Origin of the sequence: Curtobacterium sp. UNCCL20, assembly GCF_900101675.1 — a bacterium.
Lineage (GTDB): Bacteria > Actinomycetota > Actinomycetes > Actinomycetales > Microbacteriaceae > Curtobacterium.
In genome coordinates this window covers 416,714-439,726 of the sequence record NZ_FNKG01000002.1, presented here as the reverse complement: position 1 = coordinate 439,726, position 23,013 = coordinate 416,714, and the positions used below count along the sequence as shown (strand labels likewise).

The 23,013-nt window shown below is 72.1% G+C and carries 25 protein-coding genes and 1 pseudogene; 5 read left to right on the top strand and 21 right to left on the bottom strand.

Annotation, left to right across the window (positions count from 1 at the left end):
• Nucleotides 1-2: 2 nt before the first annotated feature.
• The 4 genes from BLT36_RS11380 to BLT36_RS11365 form a co-directional block, all read right to left on the bottom strand.
• Nucleotides 3-200 (bottom strand): hypothetical protein, encoded by a 198-nt coding sequence (locus BLT36_RS11380; protein ID WP_092095239.1) that lies wholly within the window; start codon nt 198-200, stop codon nt 3-5.
• Between the two features lie 81 nt (nt 201-281).
• On the bottom strand, nt 282-695 hold the full coding sequence (locus BLT36_RS11375) for an RbsD/FucU family protein (protein ID WP_092095237.1): 414 nt from the start codon (nt 693-695) through the stop codon (nt 282-284).
• Nucleotides 692-1,750, bottom strand: coding sequence for an aldo/keto reductase (locus BLT36_RS11370; RefSeq protein WP_092095236.1), 1,059 nt, complete (start codon nt 1,748-1,750; stop codon nt 692-694). The genes BLT36_RS11375 and BLT36_RS11370 overlap by 4 nt, the downstream gene beginning before the upstream one ends.
• A gap of 50 nt (nt 1,751-1,800) precedes the next feature.
• Nucleotides 1,801-3,351, bottom strand: coding sequence for an alpha-L-fucosidase (locus BLT36_RS11365; RefSeq protein ID WP_092095234.1), 1,551 nt, complete (start codon nt 3,349-3,351; stop codon nt 1,801-1,803).
• Nucleotides 3,352-3,518: 167 nt separating this feature from the next.
• Between BLT36_RS11365 and BLT36_RS11360 the strand changes: the two genes are divergently transcribed.
• On the top strand, nt 3,519-4,514 hold the full coding sequence (locus BLT36_RS11360) for a LacI family DNA-binding transcriptional regulator (protein ID WP_092095232.1): 996 nt from the start codon (nt 3,519-3,521) through the stop codon (nt 4,512-4,514).
• Between the two features lie 21 nt (nt 4,515-4,535).
• Here BLT36_RS11360 and BLT36_RS11355 read toward each other — a convergent pair whose 3' ends face one another.
• Nucleotides 4,536-5,096 (bottom strand): MOSC domain-containing protein, encoded by a 561-nt coding sequence (locus BLT36_RS11355; RefSeq protein WP_092095807.1) that lies wholly within the window; start codon nt 5,094-5,096, stop codon nt 4,536-4,538.
• A gap of 29 nt (nt 5,097-5,125) precedes the next feature.
• Complete coding sequence (locus BLT36_RS11350; protein ID WP_092095231.1) at nt 5,126-5,509, bottom strand: MmcQ/YjbR family DNA-binding protein; 384 nt, start codon at nt 5,507-5,509, stop codon at nt 5,126-5,128.
• 164 nt (nt 5,510-5,673) lie between these two features.
• Here BLT36_RS11350 and BLT36_RS11345 point away from each other — a divergent pair, with 164 nt between their 5' ends.
• Nucleotides 5,674-5,973, top strand: a complete 300-nt coding sequence (locus BLT36_RS11345; protein WP_217638296.1) for an excalibur calcium-binding domain-containing protein — start codon at nt 5,674-5,676, stop codon at nt 5,971-5,973.
• Nucleotides 5,974-6,073: 100 nt separating this feature from the next.
• Here the strand turns inward: BLT36_RS11345 and epsC are convergent, their stop codons facing one another.
• The 3 genes from epsC to BLT36_RS11330 form a co-directional block, all read right to left on the bottom strand.
• Complete coding sequence (epsC, locus tag BLT36_RS11340; RefSeq protein WP_254787581.1) at nt 6,074-6,658, bottom strand: serine O-acetyltransferase EpsC; 585 nt, start codon at nt 6,656-6,658, stop codon at nt 6,074-6,076.
• Entirely contained in the window at nt 6,655-7,593 is a 939-nt protein-coding gene (gene cysK / locus BLT36_RS11335; protein WP_092095228.1) for a cysteine synthase A, read from the bottom strand. The genes epsC and cysK overlap by 4 nt, the downstream gene beginning before the upstream one ends.
• A gap of 295 nt (nt 7,594-7,888) precedes the next feature.
• The gene (locus tag BLT36_RS11330; RefSeq protein WP_092095226.1) at nt 7,889-8,926 is read right to left on the bottom strand and encodes a dipeptidase; all 1,038 of its coding nucleotides are present in this window, start codon (nt 8,924-8,926) and stop codon (nt 7,889-7,891) included.
• A 43-nt stretch (nt 8,927-8,969) separates the two neighbouring features.
• Here BLT36_RS11330 and BLT36_RS11325 point away from each other — a divergent pair, with 43 nt between their 5' ends.
• The gene (locus BLT36_RS11325; protein WP_092095224.1) at nt 8,970-9,545 is read left to right on the top strand and encodes a GNAT family N-acetyltransferase; all 576 of its coding nucleotides are present in this window, start codon (nt 8,970-8,972) and stop codon (nt 9,543-9,545) included.
• Nucleotides 9,542-10,030 (top strand): SRPBCC family protein, encoded by a 489-nt coding sequence (locus BLT36_RS11320; protein WP_092095223.1) that lies wholly within the window; start codon nt 9,542-9,544, stop codon nt 10,028-10,030. The genes BLT36_RS11325 and BLT36_RS11320 overlap by 4 nt, the downstream gene beginning before the upstream one ends.
• Here the strand turns inward: BLT36_RS11320 and BLT36_RS11315 are convergent.
• The 6 genes from BLT36_RS11315 to BLT36_RS11290 all read right to left on the bottom strand — a co-directional run bounded on the left by BLT36_RS11315 (nt 9,997) and on the right by BLT36_RS11290 (nt 17,301).
• Complete coding sequence (locus tag BLT36_RS11315; RefSeq protein ID WP_092095221.1) at nt 9,997-10,830, bottom strand: MurR/RpiR family transcriptional regulator; 834 nt, start codon at nt 10,828-10,830, stop codon at nt 9,997-9,999. The two genes, BLT36_RS11320 and BLT36_RS11315, sit on opposite strands and share 34 nt — an antisense overlap.
• Nucleotides 10,827-12,086 carry an allantoate amidohydrolase gene (locus BLT36_RS11310; RefSeq protein ID WP_092095220.1) on the bottom strand — a complete coding sequence of 420 codons (1,260 nt, stop codon included), beginning with the start codon at nt 12,084-12,086 and terminating at the stop codon, nt 10,827-10,829. The genes BLT36_RS11315 and BLT36_RS11310 overlap by 4 nt, the downstream gene beginning before the upstream one ends.
• Nucleotides 12,083-13,330 (bottom strand): pyridoxal-phosphate-dependent aminotransferase family protein, encoded by a 1,248-nt coding sequence (locus tag BLT36_RS11305; RefSeq protein WP_092095219.1) that lies wholly within the window; start codon nt 13,328-13,330, stop codon nt 12,083-12,085. The genes BLT36_RS11310 and BLT36_RS11305 overlap by 4 nt, the downstream gene beginning before the upstream one ends.
• A gap of 42 nt (nt 13,331-13,372) precedes the next feature.
• Entirely contained in the window at nt 13,373-14,764 is a 1,392-nt protein-coding gene (gene allB, locus BLT36_RS11300) for an allantoinase AllB (RefSeq protein ID WP_092095217.1), read from the bottom strand.
• Nucleotides 14,761-15,594, bottom strand: coding sequence for an aspartate/glutamate racemase family protein (locus BLT36_RS11295; protein ID WP_092095216.1), 834 nt, complete (start codon nt 15,592-15,594; stop codon nt 14,761-14,763). Before BLT36_RS11295 ends, allB begins: the two co-directional genes overlap by 4 nt.
• A gap of 147 nt (nt 15,595-15,741) precedes the next feature.
• Entirely contained in the window at nt 15,742-17,301 is a 1,560-nt protein-coding gene (locus tag BLT36_RS11290) for an NCS1 family nucleobase:cation symporter-1 (protein ID WP_092095214.1), read from the bottom strand.
• Nucleotides 17,302-17,534: 233 nt separating this feature from the next.
• Between BLT36_RS11290 and BLT36_RS11285 the strand changes: the two genes are divergently transcribed.
• Nucleotides 17,535-18,167, top strand: a complete 633-nt coding sequence (locus tag BLT36_RS11285; RefSeq protein WP_092095213.1) for a VOC family protein — start codon at nt 17,535-17,537, stop codon at nt 18,165-18,167.
• Nucleotides 18,168-18,312: 145 nt separating this feature from the next.
• Here BLT36_RS11285 and BLT36_RS19035 read toward each other — a convergent pair.
• The 6 genes and pseudogenes from BLT36_RS19035 to BLT36_RS11255 form a co-directional block, all read right to left on the bottom strand.
• A pseudogene (locus tag BLT36_RS19035) lies at nt 18,313-18,450 on the bottom strand (GNAT family N-acetyltransferase); the annotation flags it as partial.
• A 349-nt stretch (nt 18,451-18,799) separates the two neighbouring features.
• Nucleotides 18,800-20,200: an LLM class flavin-dependent oxidoreductase gene (locus tag BLT36_RS11275; protein WP_302847117.1), complete on the bottom strand. Its 1,401-nt coding sequence runs from the start codon at nt 20,198-20,200 to the stop codon at nt 18,800-18,802.
• Nucleotides 20,201-20,261: 61 nt separating this feature from the next.
• Nucleotides 20,262-20,831 carry a GNAT family N-acetyltransferase gene (locus BLT36_RS11270; RefSeq protein WP_217638295.1) on the bottom strand — a complete coding sequence of 190 codons (570 nt, stop codon included), beginning with the start codon at nt 20,829-20,831 and terminating at the stop codon, nt 20,262-20,264.
• Between the two features lie 96 nt (nt 20,832-20,927).
• Nucleotides 20,928-21,377, bottom strand: a complete 450-nt coding sequence (gene sufU, locus BLT36_RS11265) for a Fe-S cluster assembly sulfur transfer protein SufU (protein WP_092095210.1) — start codon at nt 21,375-21,377, stop codon at nt 20,928-20,930.
• A complete protein-coding gene (locus BLT36_RS11260; RefSeq protein ID WP_092095208.1) occupies nt 21,374-22,675 on the bottom strand; it encodes a SufS family cysteine desulfurase in 1,302 nt (433 codons plus the stop codon). Before BLT36_RS11260 ends, sufU begins: the two co-directional genes overlap by 4 nt.
• A 113-nt stretch (nt 22,676-22,788) precedes the next feature.
• Nucleotides 22,789-23,001: an Rv0909 family putative TA system antitoxin gene (locus tag BLT36_RS11255; protein ID WP_092095207.1), complete on the bottom strand. Its 213-nt coding sequence runs from the start codon at nt 22,999-23,001 to the stop codon at nt 22,789-22,791.
• Nucleotides 23,002-23,013: the final 12 nt, after the last annotated feature.

The window sequence follows — 23,013 nt, the reverse complement described above, 5'->3', positions numbered from 1 at the left end:
TTCTACTGGTGGTGGATGGGGTTCTCCTGGGCGCGCTGCACCTTCATCGGTCCCACGGGGCGCGCGGCGAGGGAACGGACGCGGGCCTGTGCCACGACGTGCGGGGGCGCGGTCCGGCTGTGCTCGCGCTGCGGCGGGGTGGCTGCGGTCTTCGCCGTGGCCGTCGCGGTGGTGGTCAGGGCGGTGCCGATCTCGTCCATGGTGGCTCCTCGGTGTGGGACCACCGGGTGTGGTCCCGCACCGATGAGACGGAGCGGGGAGCGGTTTCGTCACACTTCCCGTCAGCGGAGACCGATGGTGAGCAACAGGTTGCCGTAGAGCCGTTCGTCGCCGGTCGCGATGACGACGCCGACGTCCGGGGAGCGCACCCGGTCGTAGAAGGCGAACCGGTCGACCCGCTCGAACGGGACGTCGCCGCCCAGCAGGCGGGCGAAGGCGTCCTGCGCCGGGGCGGTGACCCCGTCGGGGGGCTGCATGACGGTCGCGGACTCGACGTTGACGACGGTGAGCACGGCGTCGAGCACCGACGTGACGTCCAGCAGGCCGGGACGCAGGTTGAGGTGGATCAGGCGCACGCCCGGTCCGGTGGCTGTCAGGTACGGGTAGTTCCCGTCGGCGATGAGCACGCCGGAACCGTGACCCGACGAGGCGAGCGCCTCCAGGAGCGGCGGGTGCACCACGGGGCCCGTGATCATGCGTCCGCTCCCGCTGCCGTGCGACCGGCCGCACGATCGGCGGCGGAGCCGTGCCAGCCCGGGATCGTCCCGTCCACGTCCCACAGGTCGAGCCAGCTGTCCGCCCCCGGCCACAGGAACACCTGGCCCTTGATGAGGCGGTTGTCCTGGTCCACCGACCGCAGCTCCTCGAGTTCGGCGGGGGTCAACGGGTCCTCGGTCACCGCCCGCAGGTTGGCGACGAACTGCGGCTCCTTCACGGAGAACGGGATCGGGACCTGACCGCGCTGCACCGCCCACTTCAGGCAGACGAGCGCCGGGTGCACCCCGTGGGCGCGGGCGATCGACACCACCACCGGGTGTTCCATGTCGGAGACGTCGGAGGCGATCCGGTCGCGCTCGGGTCGCGACGGCGAACCGAGGGGCGAGTAGCCCACCGGCTGGATGTCGTGGTCGAGACAGAACCGGAAGAGCTCCGGCTGCTGGAAGCACGGGTGCAGCTCCATCTCGTTCAGCGCCGGACGGATCCGCGCGTCGGCGAGGATCGCCGTCAGCTTCGGGACGGTGACGTTCGAGGTCCCGAGGTGCCGCACGACCCCCTCGTCGACGAGACCCTCCAGCGCGTGCCACAGGGCCATGTACTCCTCGTGGACGTACGGGCGCGCATCGGGGTCGCGGTCGGCGGCGTCGGCGAACGGGGCGTGGTGGTTCGGGAACGGCCAGTGCACGAACACCGCGTCGAGCACGTCGAGCCGGAGGTCGCGCAACGAGCGGCGGACCGACGCGACCGCCGCCTCCGGCTCGTGCGCGTCGTTCCACACCTTCGACATGACGAAGAGCTCGTCGCGCGGCACACCCCCGTCGATCGCCGCCTCGAGGACGGCGCCGACCTCCGCCTCGTTACCGTAGACCGACGCGCAGTCGACCAGGCGGTACCCGGCCCGGATCGCGCCCCCGACCGCTGCGGCCACGTCCTCCGCCCGGTAGTGGTCGGACCCGAAGGTGCCGACCCCGATCGCGGGCATCTCCGCCCCGCTCGCGAGTCGCCTGGTCGGAACGCTGTCGGTGGTGGTCATGTGGGGGTCCTCCGGTTCGGTTCAGGGGTGCTGGTCGACGGCGTCGCGCGCTAGATGTCCAGGCCGTGGAAGAAGTCGGTGCGCGGGGCTGCAGCCTCCGGCGCCAACTCGATCCGCACGACGGCGCCGCCGTCGCCGACCCGCTCCGAGTCGGGCAGCTCGACCTCGAGGTGCTCGTCGGTGCGGGTCCACGCGGGCTGCTCCGTCGAGCCCAGGACGCGGACGTCGACGATCGGACGGTCGACGAGCCGGCTGCCCGAGCCGAAGCTGCGGATCCGCATCCGGCCGTCGACCGGGCGGACGAGCCCGATGCCGTACACGTAGTCGTGGCCGACCTCGGTCATCGTCGTGAAGCGGACGTCCTCGGTGGTGTAGACCGGGGCCGCCGCGTCGGTGAACGACCCGGCGGCGGGCGACGTCGGTCCCTCGCCGAACACGACCCAGGGGCTGGATCCGTAGATCGCTTCGCCGTGGACGGCCAACCAGTCGCCGACCGCCTCCAACAGAGCGGCCTCTTCCTCGGGGATGGTCCCGTCCGGGCGCGGACCGATGTTCAGGAGCAGGTTGCCGTTCTTCGCGACCACGTCGACGAGTTCCTGGACGAGTTCGGAAGCGTCCTTGTAGTCGTGTCCGTCGACCCAGCTCCACGACGTCCGCGAGACCGACGTGTCGTTCTGCCAGACGTCGGACCGGATCGCGTCCATAGTGCCGCGCTCGATGTCGAGCACCGCCGAACCGGGTCGGAAAGCGTCCCACTTGTAGTTGATGACGACCCCGCGCCCCCACTCGGCCGCCCGGTTGTAGTAGTAGGCGGCGAGTCGCCGGATGTACGGCTCGAACGAGGGCTCCTCGATCCCGGTGTCGAAGTAGAGCACCTGCGGGCGGTAGGAGTCGATGATCTCCACCGTGCGGAGGAGCCAGTCCTCCAGGAACCGTTCGGTGGGGTTCACCTCCTTGCGGAGCGCCGGGCCGTACAGGTCGGCGTAGGCGGGGTCGCGGACGTCGGAGTCGAACTCCGCTCCCCCGTTCATGAAGAACCAGTGCTCGGCCCGGTGCGTCGACGCCCCGGTCACCAGCCAGGACCGGTCGACCGCCGCCAGGAGTTCTCCCATCACGTCGCGCTCCGGCCCCACCCGGGTCACGTTCCAGCGTGAGCGCGCGGTGTCGTACATCGCGTAGCCGTCGTGGTGCTCCGCGACGGGCACGACGAACTGCGCACCCGCGCGCTTGAACAGCGCGACCCACTCGTCCGGGTCGAAGTGCTCCATGCGGAAGTGCGGCAGGAAGTCCTTGTAGCCGAACCGGTCGTGCGGGCCGTACGTCGCCAGGTGGTGGTCGAACGTCGGCGTCCCGTGCCGGTACATGGTCCGCGGGTACCACTCGTTGCCGAACGCCGGGACCGAGAACGCCCCCCAGTGCAGGAAGACGCCGAACTTGGCGTCGCGGTACCACTGCGGTGCCCGGTACCCGGACAGGGACTCCCAGGTGGCGTCGTACGGTCCAGCCGCGACGACGGCGTCCACCGACGCGAGCGCAGCGCGGTTGTCCGACACGTCCACCGGTTCCGGCAGTGTCGCGGGGTCGAGGGGTTCGAGGTGCACGGTTCTCCGTCCGTCGGGGCGCAGGCGGCCGCCGAAGGCGCCCGCGCCGATCGTGGCCGTCGACCGCTCCTTCGCGAAACGTTACGACCTGCGAGGAGGCTACGAGGTGATGTAGCGTTGCGTCAACGCTTTCATGCCAAGCGAAACGATTCGCGAAAGGAGGGGTCGTGACGACGTACAAGGACATCCAGCAGGCCACCGGCCTCTCGCTCGCCACGATCTCGAAGTACTACAACGGGCGGAACGTCCTGGCAGCGAACCGCGAGGCCATCGAGGCGGCGGCGAGTGCACTCGACTTCCGTCCCAACCAGCACGCCCGGATGCTGCGCTCGCGACGGTCGCGGACGGTCGGCGTGCTCCTGCCGAAACTCGACAACGACTTCCACCTGACGATCATCGCCGGGGTCGAGGAAGCGCTCCGCCCGCGCGGGATCAGCATCATCGTGGCTGCGAGCCCAGACCCCAGCGACGATCCCGTCAGCCTGCTCATGGCCCGGATGGTCGACGGGATCGTCGCCGTCACCGCACCGCACGACGTCCCCGCGCTCCGCGCGGCAGCCACACGCGTCCCCGTCGTGATGGTCGACTGGCACATCGACGACATCCACGCCGACGGTGTCTTCATCGACAACCCGGCGGCGGGAGCACTCGGCGCCCGGCACCTCCTCGACCACGGACACCGCCGCATCGGGTACGTCGGCGGTGAGCCGCTGATCTCGTCCATGCGCCTCCGCACCGAGGGGTTCGAGCGCGCGATGGCCGATCACGGAACGCCGGCGGACCCGACGCTCGAGCGTCTCGTGCCACTGACGGTCGACGCCGGCTACCGCGCTGCGCAGGAGCTCCTCGCGCTGTGGCCGCGACCCACCGGGCTCGTCACCGCGAACTACGAGCTCACCCTCGGCGCGGTGACCGCCGTCAACGACTCCGGGCTGCGCATCGGCCGGGACATCTCGGTGGTCGGCTTCGACGGTCGCGAGCTCGCGCAGGCCCTCGTCCCGAAGCTGACCGTCATCGTGCAGCCCACCCGCGAGATCGCGCGGCACGCCGCTCGTCTGATCGCCGACCACATCGAACTGCCGGGAGACCGCCCCGCACCGACGATCGAGTACCTCGACGCACACCTCGTCCCGGGTGGCTCCGTGGCGCGCCTCGAGGAGTAGGGTGCGGGATGCCCTGGCCCGTCAGACCGGGCTGAGGGGCTGCTGTTCGCCCGCGGGGAGTTCGACCCGGATGGCGTCACCCGGGCGGATGACCCCGCCCGCGACGACCACGCCCATGACGCCGCCCTTGCGCACCACCGTGCCGTCCTCGGCTCGCCCGAGGACCGCACGGAGCAGACCCGGTTCGAAGCCGTTGATCTGCTGGCACGGGTTCCGCAGCCCCGTGACGCGCACGCAGGCATCGTCCCCGAGGTGCAGGAGGGTGTCGGTCGGCAGCCCGAGCAGGTCGAGCCCGCGAGTGGTGACGTTCTCGCCCATCTCGCCCGGTGCCACCTGGAACCCCTCCGACGCGACCTCGTCGAACACCTCGGCGTGGAGGAGGTGCACCTGCCGGAGGTTCGGCTGCGAGGGGTCGCGGGCGACCCGGGACCGGTGCTGCACGGTCGTGCCGGCGTGCGCGTCGCCGTCGACACCCCAGTTCTCGACGAGGGTGATCTCCTCGACGACCGGCTTGCTGAAGCGGTGGTCGGAGTCCCTCGCCACGGCGACGACGCTCGGGAGTACTTCCTGGTTCGCGGTCACGTCCTGATTCTGGCCCACCACGTCGGCGCTCACTCCGGTGCCACTCCGCGCGTCGGCTCGATGGGTCGCTTCGCCCGAGGGAGTCCGGCGACCACCAGGTCGTACGCGTTGCCGACGAGGTCCTCCACCAGCGTCTCGTCGATGCCGTCTCCCGGTGACAGTGTGATCCAGTGCTGCTTGTTCATGTGCCATCCCGGGGTGATCTCGTCGTGCTCCCGGACGAGCGCTGCGCCGTGGGGCGGTGCGCACTTCAGGTTGACGATCGGGACGCCCCGCAGCTCGGACGTCATCACGAACATCTTGCCGACCACCTTGTAGACGAAGGCGCCCTCACCGAAGGGCTGGGTCTCGGCGACCGCCGGCAGCCCCATCGCCGTGCGGATCGCGACCTCGTGCAGCGCCTCGCCGTCCATGCGACCAGCATGCCGCACACCCCCGACGGTGGGCGACCTTGCGGGAACGCGCGAACCTCGTTCTGGGGAGGTCGGCGCATGCCCACGGCGTCGTACGATCGGCTCGCCGAGCACCCGACCCGGCGACCGCTCCGCGGTCACGTCGACTTCCTGGGGAAGAACCGTTGCGCCTCACCCGTACCCTCGGCATCGCTGCCGCCACCGCCGTCCTCGCCGCCACCGCCGTGGTCGGCGGCACCTCGACCGCGGAGGCCGCGCCGACCGTCTACAAGAACTGCACCGCCGTGCACAAGGTGTACTCCGGGGGCATCGCGAAGAAGTCCGTGACGAAGAACCGGGTGACGTCGAAGGGCAAGGTCACCTACCGCGCGCTCAAGGGCACGGTGAAGAAGGACGACGCCCTCTACAACGCGAACAAGAAGTCGGACGCCGACGGCGACGGGATCGCCTGCGAGCTCAGCTGAGCCGAGCCGCGCCAAAACCCGGCCGCGGCGCCGGCGCACCGCTTCCGCCCGCGGCGCCGCGCACGGCTTCCGCCCGCGGGGCCGGTGCACGGGCTTCCGCTCAGAGTGTCGGGACGCCCTCGTGCCCCGAGCGCGGCCGAGCCGTCCCGGCCACACCGGTGACGACCGACCCGGCCGGGACGTCCTTCGTCACGACCGTGTTGGCGCCGACGACGGAGTCCGCGCCGACCGTGATCGCACCGATCAGGGAGGACCCGGCCCCGAGGACCACGCGGTCACCGACCGTCGGGTGCCGACGCACTCCCGGGCCGTGGTCGCCACCGCGGCCGCCGAGGGTGACGCCGTGGAACACCACGACGTCGTCCCCGATCACCGCGGTCTCCCCGATGACGACACCCATGCCGTGGTCGATGAAGAAGCGTCGGCCGATCCGTGCTCCGGGGTGGATCTCGATGCCGGTCGCCGAACGCACCAGCTGCGCGATCACCCGTGCCGCGAACCGCGAACCCGGCAGCCCCTCGGCGGTCCAGAGCCGGTGGGTCAGACGGTGCGTCCAGATGGCGTGCAGCCCCGAGTACACGATCGCGTTCTCGAGGTCGCCGCGGGAGGCGGGGTCACCGCGACGCGCTGCAGCCAGGTCCTCCCGGACGGTCCGCAGCACGCCTCGTCGGACGGGACGCGTCACGCAGTGAGTCCCTCGAAGAGCACCGTCGACAGGTAGCGCTCGCCCGTGTCGCAGACGATGGCGACGATCCGCTTCCCGGCGTTCTCCGGGCGAGCGGCGACCTCGAGTGCGGCGTGGATGATGGCGCCGGACGAGATCCCGGCGAGGATCCCCTCCTCGGTGGCGAGCGCGCGGGCGACCCGGAGCGCGTCGTCCAGCTCGACGTCGAACACCTCGTCGATGACCGACTGGTCGAGGACCTCCGGGATGAAGTTGGCGCCGATGCCGGCGATCTTGTGCGGGCCGGCCTTGCCCTCGGTCAGGAGGGGCGAGTCCTTCGGCTCCACCGCGACGATCTGCACGCCGGGCACGCGCTCCTTGAGCACCTGGCCGACGCCGGTGATCGTGCCGCCGGTGCCGACACCGGCGACGAACACGTCGACGTGGCCCTCGGTGTCCCGCAGGATCTCCTCGGCCGTCGTGCGGCGGTGGATGGCCGCGTTCGCGAGCGTCTCGAACTGGTGGGCGAGGATGGCGCCCGGCGTCTCGTCGACGATCGCCGCGGCCTTCGCCACGGCACCCTTCATGCCCTCGGCGCCCGGGGTCAGGACGATCTCGGCACCGTACGCGCGCATCACGGCCCGGCGCTCGACGCTCATGGTCTCGGGCATCGTGACGATGACCTTGTACCCACGAGCAGCGCCGACGAGTGCGAGCGCGATCCCGGTGTTGCCGGAGGACCCCTCGACGATGGTGCCGCCGGGCCTCAGGTCGCCGGACTCCTCGGCCGCGTCGATGATGGCGACGCCGAGCCGGTCCTTCACGCTGGCCCCGGGGTTGTAGAACTCGAGCTTCGCGAGCACCTCGGCGCCACCGTCCTGCGGGAGGCGGTTCAGCCGCACCAGCGGGGTGTTCCCGAACGCCTGCGAGATGTTGTCGTAGATGGTGCCGCTCATCGGTTCCGTCCTCTGCGGGTCAGGTCGCGTGCCCTCCGCTGCGGAGGCACGGCTGCGCTGCGATCCTAGCGACCGGACCCCGCGTGTCCCTGTCTGATGACGTGCGCTGAGCACCGGACGCACCACGTGCCTCCAGGCCGTCGACGCAGCGCGCCGACCGTGCCGGCCGTGGCGCCCGGGCCGAGTCTCGCGGTGAGCGACACGTTTCGCGGTCCGCAGCCCGAGGAGTGTCGCTCAGCGCGAGACTCGGGTCCACGCGGCGCGGCGCGGCCGCGCGCAGCGCGCACCGCGCGCGTCAGCGCACGTGCGCCGTCCGCCCGAACCGCTCGTCCGTCGCCTCGAGCACCCGCAGCACGTTGCCGCCGGCCAGCGCCCGCAGGTCACCCTCGCTCCACCCGCGCCGCTGCAGCTCCGCGGCGAGCACCGGGTACCGCGACACGTCCCGCAGGTCCGGGGGCAGCACCGGGGTGCCGTCGTAGTCGCCGCCGAGGCCGACGTGCCGGACCCCGGCGACGTCTCGGGCGTGCTCGACGTGGTCGGCGACGTCCGACACGGTCACGGTGGGCGGCTCGCCCACGGACCCGCCGTCCTCCCACGCGGCCCACGCTGCGGACACGAACCCCGGCACGAACGTGATCATCACGACGCCGCCGTTGTCGGACAGCCGCGCGAGCACGTCGTCGGGGACGTTCCGGGGGTGGTCGTTCACGGCGATGGTGGACGAGTGGCTGAAGACCACCGGCTGCGTGGCGACGTCGACGGTGTCCCGCATGGTGCTCGGCGCCACGTGCGACAGGTCGACGAGCATCCCGATGCGCTCCATCTCCGCCACGATGTCGCGACCCCGGTCGGTGAGACCGCCGTGCGGGTGGGAACCGGTGGCCGAGTCCGCCCAGGGGGTGTCGTCGTTGTGGGTGAGCGTCATGTACCGGACGCCGAGTCGGGCGAAGTCGCGGAGGACCGCCAGGTCGTCGCCGATCGAGTGCCCGCCCTCGGCGCCGAGCAGGGACGCGATCCGGCCGGAGTCGATCGCGGCGCGGACCTCGGCCGCGGTGCGGGCGAGCACGAGGTCGTCGGGGTACCGCTCGACGATGCGGTGGGCGACGTCGATCTGCTGCAGCGTGGTCCGGACCGGGTCCGGGTCGTCGGCGGGGACGAACACCGACCAGAACTGCCCGACGACCCCGCCGGCTCGGAGCTTCGGCAGGTCGGTGTGCAGCGAGCCGTCCTCGGAGTCGATGCCCTCGACCCCCGAGTCGTGGGTGTCGCGGCGCTCCCACGGCAGGTCGTTGTGGCCGTCGATGACCGGGAACGGCAGCGCGTCGAACGTCATCCTCCGACGCTACCGCCCTCGCCGCCGTCGTTAGGCTCGCCCCATGGACCCCGTCACGCTCCGGACCGATCGGCTCCTGCTCTCCGCCCCGGAACCCGCCGACGCCGGCGACGTCGTCGCCTACGCGAACGACCCCGACGTCATCGCCTACACGCCGGTCCCGGTCCCCTACGGGCACGCCGAGGCCCGGCACTGGATCACCGAGGTGGTCGGCACCGGGTGGCACGCGGACACCCGGTACGAGTTCGGCATCCGTCGGGCGGAGGACCACCGGCTGCTCGGCACGATCGGGCTGTTCGGCTTCGTGGACGGCGCCGCCGAGATCGGCTACGCGATGCACCCCGACGGTCGCGGGCACGGCTTCGTGACCGAGGCCGCCCGAGCGGTGCTCGACTGGGCCTTCGCCGCGCCGCCGCAGGGCCTCGGCCTGGTCCGGGTGCAGTGGCGTGCGATCGCGACGAACACGCCGTCCGCCGCGATCGCGCAGCGCGTCGGCCTGCGCTACGAGGGCCGGATGCGCTCTGGCGTCTCCCACCGGGGCCAGCGCCACGACCAGCTGCTGGCGGCAGCACTGCGGGAGGACGACCGCACGTCGCCGACGGTCTGGCCTGCGCCGTGACCGTCGCCTTCCGCGTCGTCACCGAGCTCGACGCGCCACCCGAGCGGGCGTTCGCCCTGTCGCTCGACATCGGCGCGCACGAACGGTCGATGGCCGCCAGCGGCGAGCAGGCGGTCGACGGGACGACCTCCGGCACGATCCGCCTGGGCGAGTCCGTCACGTGGCGTGCTCGCCACTTCGGGATCGTCTGGCGGATGACGAGTCGGATCACCGCCCTGGAGGCGCCCCACCGGTTCGTCGACGAACAGGTGCGTGGTCCGTTCGCACGCTTCCACCACCTCCACCAGTTCGAGCCGTCGGCACGCGGCACGCGGATGGTCGACGAGATCGAGTTCAGCGCTCCACTCGGGCCGTTGGGGCTGCTCGCCGAGCGGATCGCGCTGGCCCGCTACCTCCCGCGCCTCATCCGGGAGCGGAACGCCTCGCTCGCCGCGGAGCTCCGCGGCGACGATCAGGGCGCCGCGAGTTCCCCGAGCGCGTCGTAGGCACTCGCCACCGCGTCCACCCGGGCGCGACCGCCCGGCCCCGACGCCTCGTACACGTCGTTCGCGATCGCCGCGACGACCGCGAACAGGGCCGCCATCGAGTCGAACGCCGACGGTGAGTCGACCGGGCACAGGACGGCGGTGGCCGCCGGGGCAGCGATGACCGCCGCGGTGGGGTCGCCGAGCACGACGACGTCGGCCCCGGTCCCGACGCAGTGGCGGACGAGCCGTCCGACCCCGGACGCGTGGCGGCGCACGGTGACGAGCACCACGAGGTCCCGTCGATCGAGGTCCGCGACCTCTTCGCCGAGCCGCTGCCCGGGCGCGGGTCCGATCCGGACGTCCGGCCGGACCTGGGCGAGCTGCGCGCGGAGCTGCACGGCGACCGGGTACGCGCCGCGCTCCCCGATGACGAGCACCCGGCGCGCGCGGACGATCCGGCGCGCGAGACGGGGACGATCCGCGCGCGCGAGTGAGGCGAACGCGGCGTCGAGGTTGCGGGACTCCACGGCACGCTGGTCGACGTGGGCGGCGTCCTCCGCTGCCCACGGCAGCCCGGTGCCCCGCGCCGACATGAGGTTCTGCCGGACCTCGGCGGCGTCCTGGAAGCCCAGGGACCGCACGAGTCGCGAGACCGTGGCCTTCGACGTGCCGGACTCGGCGGCGAGTTCGGCCGAGGTGCCGACGAGCAGCAGCTCGGGGTCGTGGCGGACCATGGCGGCGACGCGGCGTTCGGCGGGCGACAGGTCGTCCCACACCGAGTCGATGCGGGCGCGGACGTCGGTTCCGGCGGTGCTCATGCGCCTGCCACCTGTTCGACGGCGACGGCGAGCGCATCGAGTCCGAGGGCGATGTCCTCGGTGGAGACGAACTCGTCGGGGTGGTGACTGATGCCGTCCGGGTTGCGGAGGAACAGCATGGCGACGTCGGTGACGAGGCCGAGCGACATGGCGTCGTGCCCGGCGCGGGAGAACAGCCGCATCGGCTCGGTCTCCCCCGTCGACTCGATGCCGGCCCGGACGGCGTCCATCAGTCGCGGCGCGCAGAACACCGCGGGCGCTCGGTGCACCTCGGTCGGCGCGACGGCCACACCACGACGTTCGCCGATCAGGGTGAACGCCTTGGTGATCTCCTCCCACACCCGGTCGCGCCCCTCGTCGAACTCCCCGCGGAGGTCGACCGAGAACCGTGCCAGCCCCGGCACGACGTTGACGGCCCCGGGCTCGACGGTCATCGTGCCGACCGTGCCGACGTGCTGCGACGCTCGGCAGATCCGTTCGACCGCCAGGGCGGCCTCGGCTGCGGCGAGCAGCGCGTCGTGGCGGCGCTCGTACGGGGTGCCGCCGGCGTGCCGTGCCTCGCCGACGGCCTCGACCGTGAAGCGGCGGGCGCTGGCGATGCTCGTGACGACGCCGAGCGCCTGACCGGCCTGCTCGAGGTACGGCCCCTGCTCGATGTGGGCCTCGAGGTAGCCGACGAGGGTCGCCGGGTCCACCGCTGCCTCGCCGACCCGGTCGGGGTCGAGCCCGAAGCGCGCGAAGGCGTCGCGGAGCGTGACCCCGTCCCCGTCCTGCAGCTCCCACCAGGACGCGTCCCACACCCCGGCCACTGCGGAGGACCCGAGCAGCGCCTTGCCGAAGCGGGTGCCCTCTTCGTCGGAGAACGCGATCACCTCGAGCGCCACCGGCAGGGGGCCCCGCGCGGTCAGCCGGGCGACGGTGCGGATCGCCATCAGGACCCCGACGATGCCGTCGTACCGGCCGGCGTCGACCACCGTGTCGAGGTGCGAGCCGAGCAGCAGGACAGGAGCGTCAGCGGTGCTGCCGTCGACGCGGCCGTGCAGGTTGCCGGCGGCGTCCTGCCAGGTACTGAGCCCGGCGTCCTGCATCCACCGCCCGACGACGGCGTTCACCCGCGCGTGCTCCGGTGAGAGGTAGACCCGCGTGATGCGCCCGGGCTCCGCGCTGACCGTGGCGAGCTCGTCGCACCACCGTGCGACGAGCTCGGCGTCGGCGCTCGCGAGCTCGGTCGCGCTGACCACCGGTACGGCGCTCACGCGAGGACCTCGGCCGGGACGCCTGCAGCGGTGTCCACACGGTACGCGTCGAGTGCGGCGTCGACGCCCCCGCCGTGCGGCACCGCGTGGCCGGCCCGACGGAGCGCGTGCTCGAGTGCGGCGAGGGTCGTCACGACGGTGTCCTTCCGGGCGTTGTAGCCCATCGTGCCGATCCGCCAGACCCGGCCGTGCAGCGGGCCGAACGAGGTGCCGATCTCGATGCCGTGGTCGTCGAGCATCGACGCGCGGACCTCGTCGCCGACGACGTCGTCGGGGATCTCGACGGCGACGACGTTGTGCATCTTGTGCGCCACATCGCCGAACACCCCGAGCCCGAGTGCCTGCACGCCGGACAGCATCGCCCGGCCGGCCACTTCATGCCGGGCGACGACGGCGTCACGGCCCTCGTCGAGGAGGATGCGGGCGCACTCGTTCGCCGCGTAGAGCATCGAGGCGGCCTCGGTGTGGTGGTTCAGGCGGCGCGGCCCCCAGTAGTCGAGGATCATCGCGAGGTCGAGGTAGTTCGAGCGGATCGGGTCGTCCGACACGTCGTCGCCCGGCTCGCGGATCCCGGCCTCGACGCTGCGCCGGCGCTCGAGCACCGCCACGGCCTTCGGCGACAGGGTGAGCGGTGCGCTGCCGGACGGGCCGCCGAGGCACTTCTGCAGCCCGGCACTGACGGCGTCGATCCCCCACGCGTCGACCTCGAGCGGGTTGCCCCCGACGGTCGCGGTGGCGTCGGTGTAGAACAGCACGCCGTGCCGTTCGCAGATCGCCCCGAGCTCGTCGAGCGGCTGGTTCATCGTGGTGGAGGTGTCGCCCTGCACGATCGCCAGGACCTTCGGTCGGACGCGGGCGATGGCGGCTTCGATCGTGGACGGCGTGAACACCTGCCCCCAGTCGGTCTCGATGGTGTGGACCTCGGCCCCGGCACGACCGGCGATCTCGGCGAGCAGGTGCCCGAACCGGCCGAACACCGGCACGAGGACGCGGTCGCCGGGTGCGAGCAGGGACACCAGCGCTGCTTCGATGCCGGCACGGGAGGTCCCGTCGACGAGCACCGTGGCGTCGTTCACGGTGCCGAACACCTGCCGGTAGAGCTCCTGCGTCTCGTTCATCGTCGTGGTCATCCACGGGTCGTACTGGCCGACCAGCGGCGTCGACAGCGCCCGGAGCACGCGCGGGTCGGCGGTGATCGGGCCGGGCCCCATGAGGAGACGAGCGGGCGGGTTCACTGGGAGCATGGTGGTTCCTCCGTTCCTGATCCGAGCGTATCGGAACGATCGTTACAAACGTGTTTCGATGCCGTCGAGGACGGCGGCAACGGCGCCGACGGGCGCGGACCGCGCGACGAGTTCTCCGCCGACTGCCGTCACACCACCGTCGGCGGTGGCGATCAGCCGCCCGCGCAGCCAGGTCTCGGTGACCCGGCCCCGTGCCTCGTGCCCGGCGAACGCCGAGACGGGATTGCGGTGTGCGAGGCCGGCGACCTCGATCACGGCGGTGACGTCCGGGTCGAACACCGCGAAGTGCGCCAGCGCCCCGGGTGCGATGACGCCCCGGTCCGAGAAGCCGGCGAGCGCCGCCGGTCCGGTCGTGACGAGCGGGAGGAGCGCCTCGAGCGGGACGCCCCGCCGCGAGCCCTCGGTCCACACGGCACGGAAGCCGACCTGCAACCCCGCGATGCCGCCCCACGCGAGCCCCCAGTCGTCGACCTTGAGGTCCGCCGTCGACGGCGAGTGGTCGGACACGATCATGTCGATCGTCCCGTCGAGCACGCCGGCCCACAGTGCGTCGCGGTTGGCGTCGTCACGGATCGGCGGGCAGCACTTGTACTCGGTGGCGCCGTCCGGGATGGTGCCGGCCTCGAACGCCAGGTAGTGCGGGCAGGTCTCGACGGTGATCCGCACGCCGTCGGCCTTCGCCGCGCGGAGCATCGGCAGTGCTCCGGCGTCGGACAGGTGCAGGATGTGCACGCGCGCCCCGGTCTCCCGCGCACCGTCGATCACGCGGGCGATCGCGGACCGTTCGGCGTCGACGGGGCGCGTGACGAGGAAGTCCTCGTAGTGGCTGCCCAGAGCGTCGTGTGCCACCAGGTACGCGGGGTCCTCGGCGTGCACGATGAGCAGGGCGTCGATGCGGGCGACCTCCTCGATCGCCGCGCGGAGCTGCTCGGGATCGAGGTGCGGGAACTCGTCCACGCCCGAGGGTGCGGTGAAGCACTTGAAGCCGAAGACCCCGGCGTCGTGCAGGGCGTCGAGCGAGCCGAGGCTCGCCGGCACCGCGCCGCCCCAGAAGCCGACGTCGACCGCCACGCGACCGGTGGCGCTGGTTCGTTTCACGGCCAGTGCGTCGACCGTGGTGGTCGCCGGGATCGAGTTGAGCGGCATGTCGAGGATCGTGGTGACCCCGCCGAGCGCGGCGGCCCGGGTGGCGGATGCGAAGCCCTCCCACTCGGTCCGGCCCGGTTCGTTCACGTGCACGTGGGTGTCGACGAGTCCGGGCAGCAGGACCTGGTCGTCCGGGACGCGGTGGTCCTCGGTCGCCTGGACGTCGGTGTCGAGCGGCAGGACCTCGACGATGCGGCCGTCGCGGACGACGACCGCGGCGGGACGGAACGCACCGTCGATCCATGCGCGCCGTGCGCGCAGCACGAGGTCCGCCTGGAGGCCCGTCATGCGCCCGCTCCGACCGCCGCGTCGTCGCGGTGGCCGGTTCCGGTTGCGCCGTGGCCGATCCGGGCGGCAGGACGCGGGTGCTCTGGTCCGGATCCACCATCGCGGGAACCGAACCCGGCCAGGAGCCCGGAGAACTCCTTCACCGGTGGCGGGGCGTACTCGCCGTGCTTGCCCGTCGTCAGGCCGAGGCGCACGAGCGACTCGGCGAGCACCGTGGCCGCGGCGACCCCGTCGACGACCGGCGCACCGATCGCCCGTGAGACGTCCGCGCAGAAGTCGGCCATCCCGGCGCACCCGAGGACCACCGCGTCCGCTCCCCCGGCGATGACGGCACGGCACTCCTCGATGACGAGTTCGCGCGCACCCGAGGTCGGGTCCTCGAGCCGGAGAACCGGGACCTCGCACGCGCGGATCTCGGTGACGAGCGACGCGAAGCCGTAGCGATCGGCCAGCTCGTGCGCCCGGCCCGTCGTGCGGGCGAGTGTCGTGACCACCCCGAACCTCCGGCCGAGCAACGCCGCGGCGTGGAACCCGGCCTCGGCGATCCCGATGACCGGCCTGCTGGCGAGCTCGCGCGCGGCGTCGAGCCCGGGGTCGCCGAAGCAGGCGACCACGTACGCGTCCACCCCGTCGTGCTCGCCGACGGCGATCTGTTCGAGCAGCCCGGGCACCGCCAGGGCTTCCTCGTAGTGGCTCTCGATGGACGCCGGCCCCATCGACGGGTTCACCGCCTCGATCAGTGTGCCGGGACCGGCGACGGCCGCGGCGGCGGCACCGATGGACCGTGTCATCGACGCGGTGGTGTTGGGGTTGACGACACGGATGCGCATCGGGGTCCTTCCGGTGGAGCAGCGGAGCAGTGGTGCTGGGTGGTGATCATCGTGGCGGAGACGACCCGCGTCTCCAGGCCGTGGCCGTGTTCTGTGGACGACCGAGCGCCGCGACCCGCCTGTGGAGGACGGGCCGCGGCGACGTGGTCAGGCGCGGCTGCGGGCGGCGCCGTCGTCGACCGTGGGGTCGTCGGCCTCGAGCACCGGCATGGTCGGCCGGACTCGCTCCAGGGCCCAGAAGACCACGAGGCCGAGGCCGCAGCCGATGAACCAGCTGTAGTTCGACAGCCACGGGAGCACACCGGTGGCCGGGGGCAGGACCGCGCTCGTGACCGAGACGACACCCGTGATGACGAGCGTCCAGATGGCGTTCGGGTTGCAGCCCTTCGAGTACCAGTACCGGGCGGTCGTGTCCTTCGTGTACATGTCGTCGACTGCGACGCGCTGCTTCGCGACGATGTAGTACCCGGCGATGAGGATGCCGAACAGCGGGCCGATCAGGGCGCCGAGCACACCGAGCGTGTACAGGATCGCCTGGTCGTTGCCGTACCAGTTCCACGGCGTGAGGAGCACGGAGCCGACCGCCGCGATCATGCCGCCGGCGCGCCAGCTGATCTTCCGCGGCGCGACGTTCGAGAAGTCGAACGCGGGGCTGATGAAGTTCGCGACGATGTTGATGCCGACCGTGGCGGTGACGAACGTCAGGCCGCCGAGCAGGATCGCGAACGGCGCACCGATCGCCTGCACGGTCTCGATCGGGTCGGTGATGAGCTTGCCGAAGACCGGCACCGTGGCGCTCGCGCAGAGGACCGTCAGGATCGAGAAGAACAGGAAGTTGATCGGCAGACCCCAGAGGTTGCCGCGCTTCACCGCGCCGAACGACTTCGCGTAGCGGGAGAAGTCACCGAAGTTCAGCATCGGGCCGGAGAAGTAGCTCACCACGAGGGCGATCGCCGACAACATCACCGGGATGCTCGCGCCGAAGGAGAGCGGCTCCCCGGCGGACAGGGTGAACGAGATGTTGCCGATGCCGGCGGTGCTGACGAGGTAGACCGCCAGCGCGATCATCACGACGTACACCGCTGGGCCGGCCCAGTCGATGAACTTCTTGATGGCGTCCATGCCCATCCAGAACAGGGCGCCCTGTGCGACCCAGAGGATCGCGTAGGAGATCCAGCCGAGCGCGGGGAGCCCGAGGAACGAGTGCTCGAGGAGCCCCGCCGACGCCGGGACGAACTTGAGGAAGATGATGTTGAGCGACTGCGCGGCGAGGAAGGTCTGCACGCCGTACCAGGCCATCGCGATCAGCCCGCGGATGATCGCGGGGACGTTCGCCCCGAGGACGCCGAACACCGCGCGGTTGATCACCGGGTACGGCACGCCGGTGCGCTGGGACGGCTTCGCGACGAGGTTCGCGAAGACCTGGACGATGAGGATGCCGACCACCAGGGCGATGAGCACCTGCCAGCTGGCGATGCCGAGCGCGAAGAGCGACCCGGCGGTGACGTAGCCGCCCACCGAGTGCACGTCGGACATCCAGAAGGCGAAGATGTTGTAGCTCGTCCACGTCTGCTTGCGGAGCGGGGCGAGGTCTTCGTTGGTGAGCGCCGGGTCGTACCCGGGCTTGACGAGACCGGCACCGGCGGGTGCGGTCGTCGTGAGGGGGGCGTGGGGCGCGGCGATCGGGGCGTGGAGCTCAGTGGCCATGGCGTCCTCCGGAGGAGTGGGAAGGGCGAGCGGTGCCCGCCTCTGAGCAGCAAGCTACGGAGGCTGTTCGATGCGCCCGTTTCCCCCGTGTAACGGTCGTGTGTCGGGCCACCCGTCCTGGAACGGACGTTCCGAACCGTTCCCGGTCCCCTGCCCTGCGGGATGCCGCACGGAACTCGCAACGGGCGTCCGACGGCCGCGAGCGGGGACGCCCGCGGTGCTACCAATCAGCCATGACCAAGGGGATCAGGATCGACCACGTGGGCGTCACGGTGCCGGACATCGACGCGGCCACGGCGTTCTTCGAGGCGGCGTTCGACGCCGTCGTGCTGTACGACATGCGACGCCGGAGCGACGCACCCAACGGCACGCCCGAAGCGCACCGCTACCTCGGGATCCCTGGGTCCATGGCCCAGGGGGCGATGCGGATGCTCGCGCTGCCGGACGGGCCCGGACTCGAGCTGTTCGAGTACCACGGGCCGGACCAGCGCGGCGCGGCGCTGCCGTCCGACCTCGGGTGGCAGCACCTTGCCGTGTACGCCGACGACCTCGACGAGAGCCTCGGGCGGATCGAGGCGGCGGGTGGTCGGCGCAACTCGGAGCCGCGGGACCTCCGTGGGCTCGAGGCGGGCGCGGGGAACCGGTTCGTCTACACGCTGACGCCGTGGGGGTCGACGCTCGAGCTCGTCAGCTACCCGACGCCCCAGCCGTACCTGCTGCAGGCGCCGCGGGCGAAGTGGGCGCCGCGGCGGTCGTGGTTCCCGTGGGCGAAGCGGCCGTCGCGGGCCACTCAGCCGACCCGGGCGCCGGCGCCTGTTCCGGCATCGGTGCCGGACCCGGTGCCGGTGGACGCCCTTCGCCGGTGACGCGCGCGGGCGTCGTGCCGTCGTCCAGCCTCCGGGCACGGGCGACCCACGCCCGCGTGGCGCGACCGTTCAGCGCGTGCGGGAACGCCGGACCGACAGGTTGGAAGCCCGCGCTCCGGTAGAGGCGGAGCGCCGGCTCGTTGTCGTCGAGCGCGTGCAGCAGGCAGCGGTCGTGGCCGGCCCGCGCGGCCTCGGCGACGGCGGCCTGCAGCAGGGACCGGCCGAGCCCGCGTCCCTGTGCGCCGGGGGCGACCGCCAGCAGGGAGAGGTACGCGGCGTCCACGGGGTCTCCGGGCGAACCGGTCCCCGGAGAGGTCACAAGCGCGAACCCCACGAGCACGCCGACGCCGCCCGCGCCGCCGCGCGCACCGACGCCAGCACCGACGCCAGCAGCGCTGCCAGCACCGACGCCAGCACCGTCGCTACCGACATCACCGGCACGGTCCTCCGCGACGACGAGCGCCACCCGCTCGGCCGCGAACTTCCCCCGTGCACGGGCACGGACGGCCTCGGACTCCTCCGCACCGTCCCGCGCGGCGACGGCGGCGGCCCAGAGGTCCACGCACGCCTCGGCCGCACCCCGGGTCGCGAGACGGACGACGGTCGCGTCGCGGGAGGGGCCGATCACCCGGTCAGCCTACGACCGCCTCGCTGACGATCCGGAAGGAGGCGCCACGGTGTTCCGCGGGCAGCCGGTCGCCCCGGCCGTGCAGCTTGTGGCGGAGCGAACCCGCCTCGTAGCCATCGGGGTAGACACCTCGCGCCCGGAGCTCCGGGATCACGAACTCGATCACGTCCTCCCACGTGCCGGGCGTGACGGCGTACGCCAGGTTGAACCCGTCGACGTCGGTCTGCTCCTGGATGTCGACGAGCTGCTGCGCGATGGTCGCCCCGCCGCCGACCGCCACCGGGCCGAGGCCGCCGATCGCCGTGTGCCGGGCCAGGTCCCGGATCGTCCAGGCGGACCCGTCCTCGCCGGTGGCGCTCGCGATGTTCGCCGCGACCGACTGGATCGCGTTCGACTCGACGTCCCCGAGGGGCTCGTCGAGGTCCCACTGCGACAGGTCGACGCCCATCCACCCGGAGTTGAGCACGAGGGCGCCGAGCTCCGAGGCGTACGACAGGTAGTCCTGGTACTTCGCCTGTGCCAGCTCGTCGGTCTCGTCCGTGATGACGGTCAGCAGGGTGTACACCTTCGCCGCGTACCGGTCACGGCCGGCCGCCTCGAGGGCGTCGCGGATCCTGCCGACGGTGGCCGCGAGCTGGGGGATCGTGGGTGCGCCGACGAACACCGCCTCGGCGTTCTCGGCGGCGAACCGGACTCCGCGCGGCGACGCCCCGGCCTGGTAGATCACGGGCGAGCGCTGGACGGACGGCTCGGCGAGGTGGATGCCGGGGACGTCGAAGTGCTCCCCGTGGTGCTCGATCGGGTGCACCTTCGACGGGTCGGTGAACACCCCGGTCTCGCGGTCCGCGACGACGGCGTCGTCCTCCCACGAGCCCTCCCACAGCTTGTAGAGGACCTCGAGGTACTCGTCGGCGACGTCGTACCGGTCGTCGTGGCTGAGCTGGTCGGTCTGTCCCATGTTCCGTGCGGCGCTCGGCAGGTAGCCGGTCACGACGTTCCAGCCGATGCGACCCTTGGTGAGGTGGTCGAGCGTCGAGATGCGGCGGGCGAACGGGTACGGGTGCTCGTAGGCGGTGCCCGCGGTGATCCCGAAGCCGAGGTGCTCGGTCACCGACGCCATCGCCGAGACGAGCAGGATCGGGTCGTTCACCGGCACCTGCGACCCGGTGCGGAGCGCCGCCTCGTCGGTCCCGCCGTACACGTCGTACGTGCCGAGGACGTCGGCGATGAAGATGCCGTCGAACGCACCCCGCTCCAGCGTCTTCGCCAGTTCGGTCCAGTAGGACAGGTCGTTGTAGTGGCGGGAGCGGTCCCGCGGGTGCCGCCACAGCCCGGAGGACTGGTGCGCCACGCAGTTCATGTCGAACGCGTTGAACCGGATCTGTCGCTGCTTCGGGTCGGTCACGGTCGCGACGCTACGTCGGCGGCCGCCGTCCGTCACGCACGGTGACGAACCGTGACGCGGGTCAGACGGTGGCCCGCATCACCCATCGCCACTTCGCGATGCGACGGTCACGGACGAACCCGAACGCGGTGAAGAGTTCCTCGGGACCGGTGTGCAGGTACGCCCCGCGCTGCGGCGGCCGGTCGACGGTCTGCTCCGGGTACGCCTCGACGATTCCGCCGCCGGCCGCGCGGATCTCGTCGAGCGCGGTGGTGACCGCGGCGCGGGCGACACCCTGCCCGCGGTGGCGCGACTCCACGAAGACGCAGCCGATCCGCCAGTCCGGCGGTGTCGTCGCACCACGCTCGTACGTTCCCCGGTTCTGCACGTTCGGCAGCTCCGGAGGGCGGCCGAACTGGCACCAGCCCACCGCGGTGCCGTCGGCGTAGACCAGCACCTGGTGGTTCGTGCCGCGGCGGACGTGTCGTCGTTTCGCGTCTTCGTTGCGCACCGTCGGGTCGGCTCGGACCGCCGCTGCGTCCGGGTGGAACCCGATGCACCAGCAGCCGCCCCAGATGCCGTTGCTGCGCTCGACGAGCGCGGCGAAGTCCGGCCAGGTCTCCTCCGTCAGCAACCGCGTCGTGTACTGCACCCGACGATCATGCGCCTGTCGGCGCGTCCGGTCGAGTACCGGCCTGGAGGCGCGGGGCGGGCCCGCACCGTGCCTCCAGGCCGTCTGCTGGTCACGTCAGGGGCGTGCGGTCGCCTCGCGCACGGCGGCTTCGGCCGCGACCCACGCGAGCATGCCGCACTTGACGCGCATGACGAACTTCGAGACGCCGTGGAAGGCGATGAGGTCCTCGAGGACGTCCTCGTCGGGTTCGCCCGCGCCGCGGGACCGCATCATCGCGCGGAACGCGTCGGTGAGTGCCAGGAGCTCGGGGACCGTCCGGCCAACCGCCATGTCCGTCAGGACCGAGGCCGACGCCATCGAGATCGAGCAGCCGTCCCCCTGCCAGGCGAGCTCGGCGATGCGGTCCGTCCCGGGCTCGAGCCGGACGCGCACGGTGATCTCGTCACCGCACGTGGGGTTCCGCTCGAAGTGCGACGCGTCGGCGGCCTCGAGCGGGCCGTCGCCGTGCCGGGACTTGGCGTGGTCGAGGATGACCTGCTGGTACAGGGAGTCGAGCGCGTTCACGCGGACGCCCCCTCGACGCGGAAGTACCCGCGGATCTCGCCGACGGCTCGCAGGAAGCGGTCGACGTCCTGCTCCGTCGTGTACACGTACGTGCTCGCGCGGCTGGTGGCGACGAGGCCGAGCCGGCGGTGCAGGGGCTGGGCGCAGTGGTGGCCGGAGCGCACCGCGATACCCTGCGCGTCGAGGTACTGGGAGACGTCGTGGGCGTGCACACCGTCGACGTCGAACGACACCAGGCCGGAGCGCGGCACCGCGGCGGGCGGGCCGACGACGCGGATGCCGGGGACCGCGGCGAGACCGTCGAGGAGTCGGCGCGCGAGGTGCTCCTCGTGCGCACGGACCCGCTCCATGCCGATGCCCTGCAGGTACCGGACCGCCTCGGCGAGCGCGACGGCCTGGGACACCGGCTGCGTGCCGGCCTCGAACCGCTCGGGGGCGGGCATGAACTCGCTGTGCTCCATCGTCACCGTGGAGATCATCGAGCCGCCGGTGCGGAACGGCGGCAGGGCGTCGAGCAGTTCCCGGCGACCCCAGAGCACGCCGATGCCGTTCGGGCCGAGCATCTTGTGCCCGGAGAACGCGGCGAAGTCGACGCCGAGCGCCTGCACGTCGAGCGGCCGGTGCGGCGCGGACTGGCAGGCGTCGAGGACCACCAGGGCTCCGTGCGCGTGCGCGGCGGCGACGACGGCCGACACGGGGGCGACCATGCCGGTGACGTTCGACACGTGGGCGAAGGCGACGATCCTGGTGCGCGGACCGATCAGGGCCACCGCGTCCTCGGCGGTCCAGGTGCCGTCGTCCGCGACGGGGACCCAGCGGAGCGTCGCCCCGGTGAGGGCGGCGAGTTCCTGCCACGGGACGAGGTTGGCGTGGTGTTCGGCCTCGGTGACGAGGACCTCGTCCCCGGGGCCGATCCGGAAGCGGTCGGCGTCCGCTCCCCCGCGGCCGCGGCTGGCGTTCGCGATGCCGTACGCGACGAGGTTGAGCGCGTCGGTCGCGTTCGACGTCCAGACGACCTCGGTCGGGGCGGCCGCACCGATGAAGCCGGCGACGGTGGTCCGGGCGTCCTCGTACGCGTCCGTGCTGAGCGCAGCGAGGGTGTGCGCGCCGCGGTGCACGGCGGCGTTGTCGTGCTCGAGGAAGTGTCGTTCGGCGTCGAGCACCTGCCGGGGTCGCTCGGCGGTCGCACCGGAGTCGAGGTAGGCGAGGGGGAACCCGTTCACCTCCTGCTGGAGGATCGGGAAGTCCTGCTTGATCGCCTCGACCTCGGACTCGGTGAGCGGTTGGTTCGGCGCCACGACAGTCACCCGTCAATGGTGGTCCGCCGGCGGCCCGGCGTCCAGTCAGGAGCACGCGCCGACGGCGAACGGCCCCGGACCGACGTGGTCCGGGGCCGTTCGGGTCACATGGGCTACTGGTTGCCGACGTGCTTGTCCGCGGAGTCGCGGGCGCCGTCGATCTTGTCGTCGAACTTGCCGCCGGTCGCCTTCTTCACGGCGTCGGCGACCCCGTCGAGCACCTTGTCACTGATGCCCTCGGCCTGCTCGCTCTTCAGGGCGTCCTGGACCTTGCCGTCCTTCAGGAACTCCTGTGCCTTCTTCGTGATGTCGTCGAACCCCGCCATCGGCTGCTCCTC

Excerpts from the sequence above, each read along its gene's own strand:
- BLT36_RS11370 (WP_092095236.1), bottom strand. The coding sequence starts at position 1,750 with ATGACCACCACCGACAGCGTTCCGACCAGGCGACTCGCGAGCGGGGCG.
- BLT36_RS11305 (WP_092095219.1), bottom strand. The coding sequence starts at position 13,330 with ATGCTCCCAGTGAACCCGCCCGCTCGTCTCCTCATGGGGCCCGGCCCG.
- BLT36_RS11285 (WP_092095213.1), top strand. The coding sequence starts at position 17,535 with ATGACCAAGGGGATCAGGATCGACCACGTGGGCGTCACGGTGCCGGAC.
- BLT36_RS11380 (WP_092095239.1), bottom strand. The coding sequence starts at position 200 with ATGGACGAGATCGGCACCGCCCTGACCACCACCGCGACGGCCACGGCG.
- BLT36_RS11330 (WP_092095226.1), bottom strand. The coding sequence starts at position 8,926 with ATGACGTTCGACGCGCTGCCGTTCCCGGTCATCGACGGCCACAACGAC.
- BLT36_RS11295 (WP_092095216.1), bottom strand. The coding sequence starts at position 15,594 with ATGCGCATCCGTGTCGTCAACCCCAACACCACCGCGTCGATGACACGG.
- BLT36_RS11255 (WP_092095207.1), bottom strand. The coding sequence starts at position 23,001 with ATGGCGGGGTTCGACGACATCACGAAGAAGGCACAGGAGTTCCTGAAG.
- cysK (WP_092095228.1), bottom strand. The coding sequence starts at position 7,593 with ATGAGCGGCACCATCTACGACAACATCTCGCAGGCGTTCGGGAACACC.
- BLT36_RS11375 (WP_092095237.1), bottom strand. The coding sequence starts at position 695 with ATGATCACGGGCCCCGTGGTGCACCCGCCGCTCCTGGAGGCGCTCGCC.
- BLT36_RS11350 (WP_092095231.1), bottom strand. The coding sequence starts at position 5,509 with ATGGACGGCGAGGCGCTGCACGAGGTCGCGATCCGCACGGCGATGGGG.
- allB (WP_092095217.1), bottom strand. The coding sequence starts at position 14,764 with ATGACGGGCCTCCAGGCGGACCTCGTGCTGCGCGCACGGCGCGCATGG.
- BLT36_RS11325 (WP_092095224.1), top strand. The coding sequence starts at position 8,970 with ATGGACCCCGTCACGCTCCGGACCGATCGGCTCCTGCTCTCCGCCCCG.
- BLT36_RS11290 (WP_092095214.1), bottom strand. The coding sequence starts at position 17,301 with ATGGCCACTGAGCTCCACGCCCCGATCGCCGCGCCCCACGCCCCCCTC.
- BLT36_RS11315 (WP_092095221.1), bottom strand. The coding sequence starts at position 10,830 with ATGAGCACCGCCGGAACCGACGTCCGCGCCCGCATCGACTCGGTGTGG.